The sequence below is a fragment of the Polaromonas sp. P1_G1 genome (assembly GCF_056405595.1).
This window is the reverse complement of the sequence record NZ_JBFUBU010000095.1, coordinates 1-4,768: the sequence shown is the minus strand read 5'-3', so window position 1 is coordinate 4,768 and position 4,768 is coordinate 1. Positions and strand designations below refer to the sequence as shown.

General features: G+C 65.2%; 4 protein-coding genes. 3 read left to right on the top strand and 1 reads right to left on the bottom strand.

From position 1 onward, the window contains the following. Nucleotides 1–275: 275 nt before the first annotated feature. The gene (locus AC1D1Y_RS25700) at nt 276–506 is read left to right on the top strand and encodes a hypothetical protein (RefSeq protein WP_477684847.1); all 231 of its coding nucleotides are present in this window, start codon (nt 276–278) and stop codon (nt 504–506) included. A 22-nt stretch (nt 507–528) separates the two neighbouring features. Here the strand turns inward: AC1D1Y_RS25700 and AC1D1Y_RS25695 are convergent, their stop codons facing one another. Next, entirely contained in the window at nt 529–780 is a 252-nt protein-coding gene (locus AC1D1Y_RS25695) for a SlyX family protein (RefSeq protein WP_477653252.1), read from the bottom strand. Between the two features lie 86 nt (nt 781–866). Here AC1D1Y_RS25695 and AC1D1Y_RS25690 point away from each other — a divergent pair, with 86 nt between their 5' ends. Then, entirely contained in the window at nt 867–3,605 is a 2,739-nt protein-coding gene (locus tag AC1D1Y_RS25690; RefSeq protein ID WP_477684846.1) for a hypothetical protein, read from the top strand. 171 nt (nt 3,606–3,776) lie between these two features. Then, nucleotides 3,777–4,493: a glutathione binding-like protein gene (locus AC1D1Y_RS25685; RefSeq protein ID WP_477684845.1), complete on the top strand. Its 717-nt coding sequence runs from the start codon at nt 3,777–3,779 to the stop codon at nt 4,491–4,493. The last annotated feature ends 275 nt before the right edge of the window (nt 4,494–4,768 follow it).

Below are 4,768 nucleotides of genomic sequence, written 5' to 3'. Positions count from 1 at the left end.
CTAAACGGGGCCGCGCAAGCACCTTCTCGGGATGGGATGCAAGGCGCGGTGCGACACCCATAGCACAGCTATGGGTTAGCGCCGCAACGCCGCAGACCGCCCGAGAAGGCGCTTGCCCTCCGGGTTGGGGTGAAATCGGGCGATTGAGCCACCCGGGCCCTTGCATGGGCATTAGCCCATGCGGCGTTCCCGGCCGGCCCACTCGTCCCGATTGCACCCCAACGCGGTCCCCGTTTAGGCTGTGACCAGGTTCTTACACGCCGGAGCAATTTCATGTGACGACACCCGCGGCCGCCGACGCGATCTACCGCTGGAAGACCAAGCTGGTCGACCATCACTTCTGCCCCGAGTGCGGCATTGCCACCTATACCGACAGCCCGGCCTTCGAGATGGACGGCAGCTGGGACGGCAGCACCCGCCGCATAGGCGTCAATGCGCGCCTGTTCGATGATTTCGATGCGGCCACCGCGCCCGTCACCGTGATCGACGGCAAGAACCTCTGGTAGCCGGCGCGGCCAAAAAAAGCCATCAGAAATGCGGCGGCAGCTCGTCGCGCAAGCTGCGCGCGGTGGTGATGTCGCCGTCGCGCACAGGCGCGGCCTTGAGGTCGGCGACCTCGCGCAGCAAGGCGTCGATTTGCTGCTGCTGGCGCACGATGATCTTGTCGAGCTGGTCCAGCAAGTCTTCGGCAAAGCTGGCCTTGATCTCGAGTTCGGTCAGGCGCTGCTCGGTGTCGCTGCTGCCATGCGCAGCCTGCGGGTCGTTTTTGGGGTGTTCCATGCCCGTATTGGACACGAAGCCCGGCCATTGCCTTTTCCCCAGGCCTTGTCTAAGCTGGGCCCCATCTTTCGCAGAAGGGGGGCAACATGGTGGAACAAACCATTGAGAAACCGGAAGCGCCAGGAGGAGCAAGACAAGCAGAAGGCGGCCTGGAGGCCGAGCGTGCTGCCATCGCATCACGCCGCGTGTTTGTCTATGCAGACGGCAAGGGCCCCGAAGAAAACTGGGGCCTGGCCCTGTCGGGCGGCGGCATCCGCAGTGCGACCTTCTGCCTGGGCGTGCTGCAGGCGCTGGCGAAAGCCCCGTTCAAGCTGCCGGCGGAAACCAATAGCCCCTTGCCCAAGTCCCTGCCGGCTTCCTCCATCAGCGCATGGCCCCTGCTGGCCCGCTTTGATTTCCTGTCCACTGTCAGCGGCGGCGGCTACACCGGGGGTTTTTTCTCCGCGCTGTTCCGCGCCAGGGAGCCGCTGGAGCCGTCCCCGCCCGCATCCGTGCCAATACCGACCCCAGCCCCCACGCCGATGGAACTCGCAAGCGAGGCCTACGCCGCGCTCGCCACCGATCCCCCCGGCAGGCTCAGCAAGCTCCAGGTCTCCTTGGCCAAGGCGCCGCCCGCCACACCCGACCGCCCCTTGCGCTGGCTGCGCGAAAACGGCCGCTACCTCGCGCCCAACAACACCGGCGACCTGTTCTACGACGTCGCCATCGCCATCCGCAACCTGTGCGCTGTGCACTATGTGATGGGTGTCACGCTGCTGGCGGTGTTCCTGCTGATGTTCGCCCTGCGTTTTGCCAGCCTGCAGATTCCGGTCGACGCGGTCAGCCATGCGGCGGCCCTGCTGGAGCGCTTCATGCAGCCGGCGCTGCCGCTGAAGGATTTCCGGGTCTGGTACAGCCCCTGGTTCGGCGTGCTGGGCGCCTGGTTCCTGGTCGCGGTCGTCCCCTGTGGCGTGGCCTACTGGCTGGACCAGGACAAGCCCATGGCCCAGGCCGAAGAGCCCATCCCCAAGCCGGCCCTTGCGGCGGCCGCCTTGCTGGCGCTGGGCATCGCCGCCGCCTGGCTGCTCTGGCCCAAGGCGCCGGGCGTTCCCTCCGGGCTCCTCGATGTTCCGCTGCCGCTCACCCTGCTGGCGCTGATGGACCTCTCGCTGTTCGTGTCCCTGCTGGTGTTTTGTGCCGCGAAATATGTCCCGTGGCAATCATCCAGGCTGTTTCGCAACCGCATCACGCGGTGGCTGTCGAATGTGCTCACCGTGTTGTGGGTCGTCGGCCTGCTCGCGCTGCTGGAGACCGCGGGCCAGACCCTCTACCTCTGGATGGCGGCGAGCGCTCCGGGGCCCGGCATGGTGTTCAGCGTGGCGGGTGCCGTCACCGCGCTGGTGGCGGCGATACGGCAGTTCGCCCCCATGCTGGCCCAGCCCGGCAAGGACAGCTGGCTCGGCAAGCTTCCGCTCAACGCCATCCTCGGCGTTGTCGGCCTGGCGCTGGCCCTGCTGCTGGCCGTGGCCTGGAACTGCGTGGCCGCCGCCTTGCTGCTCGGCCTGCAGACGCCGGCCCCGGGGCTCATCGTCGAAGCCATGTTCACCCAGGCCGGCGCCGGCCTGGGTTTCACCGGACCGCTGCGCTATGTGTACCCGGCGGTATTGATGGGCTTCTGCCTGCTGGCCACGGTGGCGGCGGGCTGTTTCCTGGGTTTCATCAATTTGTCCAGCCTGCAGACCATGTACGGCGCACGCCTCACGCGCGCTTACCTGGGCGCCTCGAACAAAAGGCGCTTCGACCCGGCGCAACCCAAGATGGACGTGACCGAGGCCGACGCCAGCGACGACTTTACGCGCGAGGCCTACTACCGAAACAATCATCTCGGGCCGGCCCACCTCATCAACGTGACCATCAACGCCACCACCGGTACCGGCGACCAGCTCACGCAGCGCGACAGGCAGGGCCTCCCGATGGCGGTCACGCCCGCGGGCATCACCGTGGACGGCCTGCCCTGGGATTGCCGCACCGGCCACGTCGCGGGCATGCCGACGCCCGCCAAAGTCCCCAGGCGCCCGCCGCCCGAGCTGTCCATAGGCCAGTGGATGGGCATATCCGGCGCGGCGTTCTCGACCGGCCTGGGCCGCGGCACTTCGCTCGGGCAAGCCATGCTGTTCACCCTCATCAACATACGCCTGGGCTGGTGGTGGAGTTCCGGAAAAAGGGATGCCAAAAAGCTGTCGCCGCTGTGGCGCAACCAGGCCTATCTGCAGCGCGAACTGCGTGCGCGCTTCCTCGGGACCGACGGCTCGCACTGGTACCTCAGCGACGGCGGGCATTTCGAGAACACCGGCGTCTTCGAGCTGCTGCGCCGGCGCGTGGGCTTTATCGTGTGCTGCGATTGCGGCGCCGACCCCCACTACGGCTTCGCGGACCTGGCTAACCTCATGCGCCTGGCGCGCATTGACTTCGGCGCGGAATTTGAATGCGTCAGGCCCGCCGACGTTCCCCGTTTCGCCCCGGATGCGGAGAGGCTGGCGCCTTACTTCGCGAGTGATGAAGCCGAGCTGTGCCCGCCAGCCAGCCCTGAGGGCAAGCTTTCGGCCGTTGCCGACGACAAGTGCGCCTTGCTTTATCGCGTGCGTTACGCGGGCAGCGCCGACGAGAGCATCGTGCTGGTGCTCAAGCCGCGCCTGATCCAGAGCGCCCCGCTGGACCTCTTCCAGTACCAGGCCAGAAACCCCTCGTTCCCGCAGCAGACCACCTTTGACCAGTTTTTTGACGAAGCCCAGTGGGAAAGCTACCGCAAGCTGGGCGTGTTGATCGGGTCACGGGTGTTTCGATAAGGCCGCCCGCAGTCTTGCTCCTTCCCCCGCTGGGGGAAGGCTGGGATGGGGGCCGCCGGCGCTGGAAGATTGAGGGGCCAATGCCCAATACGGAAATACCCGTTTGCTCCACCCGGAATACAGTGGGCGTCGAGCCCGGCCCAGGCCTTTCACTTCACAATCCGCCACACCATGACCCAACTCCAGAACTTCCCCCAAGACTTCCCCATCACCCAGAAATGGCCCGCCCAGCACCCTGAGCAGATCCAGCTGTATTCGCTGCCCACGCCTAACGGCGTCAAGGTCTCCATCATGCTCGAGGAGACCGGCCTGGCCTATGAGCCGCACCTGGTGAGCTTCGAGACCAACGACCAGATGTCGCCGGCCTTTCTCTCGCTCAACCCCAACAACAAAATTCCCGCCATCATCGACCCCAAGGGCCCAGGCGGCCGGCCGCTGCCCCTGTTCGAGTCCGGCGCCATCCTGGTTTACCTGGCCGAGAAGACCGGCAAATTCATCCCCCAGGATGCGGCCGGCCGTTACGAAACCCTCCAGWGGGTGATGTTCCAGATGGGCGGCATAGGCCCCATGTTCGGCCAGCTCGGCTTTTTCCACAAATTCGCCGGCAAGGAGTTTGAAGACAAGCGACCTCGTGACCGCTATGTTGGCGAGTCCAAGCGGCTGCTGGGGGTGCTTGAGCAGCGGCTTCAGGGACGCTCCTGGGTGATGGGTGATGACTACACCATTGCGGATATTGCTATTTTTCCGTGGGTTCGGAATCTTGTTGGTTTTTATGAAGCTGGGGAGCTGGTGGGATTTGCTGACTTTCCCAATGTCAAGCGGGTGCTGGAGGTTTTTGTGGCGCGGCCGGCGGTGGTGAAGGGGTTGGGAATTCCTAAGCGGGGTTGAGTTTTTTGAAGCCGGTTCTTGCTCCGGCGGTGCGCGCTCTGCTGAGGGTKGCTGGCCGGGGGTAGCCCGGCGGCTACTCACTTTTCTTTTGCTTCGCCAAAAGAAAAGTAAGCAAAAGAAAAGGCGACCCTGGTTGCTGCGTCCCTTCGCTGCGCTACGGGCAACCTGCGGTGCTCGGTCCAGACGGGGTCTCGCTAAACTCGCTTCGCTCAAACAACGCGATCCCTGATCCGTCTGGACCTCCGCTCCTCGGCGCATCCACAAGGGGTGGGGAG

Coding starts and splice junctions, on each gene's coding strand:
- AC1D1Y_RS25695 (WP_477653252.1), bottom strand. CDS start 780: ATGGAACACCCCAAAAACGACCCGCAGGCTGCGCATGGCAGCAGCGAC.
- AC1D1Y_RS25690 (WP_477684846.1), top strand. CDS start 867: ATGGTGGAACAAACCATTGAGAAACCGGAAGCGCCAGGAGGAGCAAGA.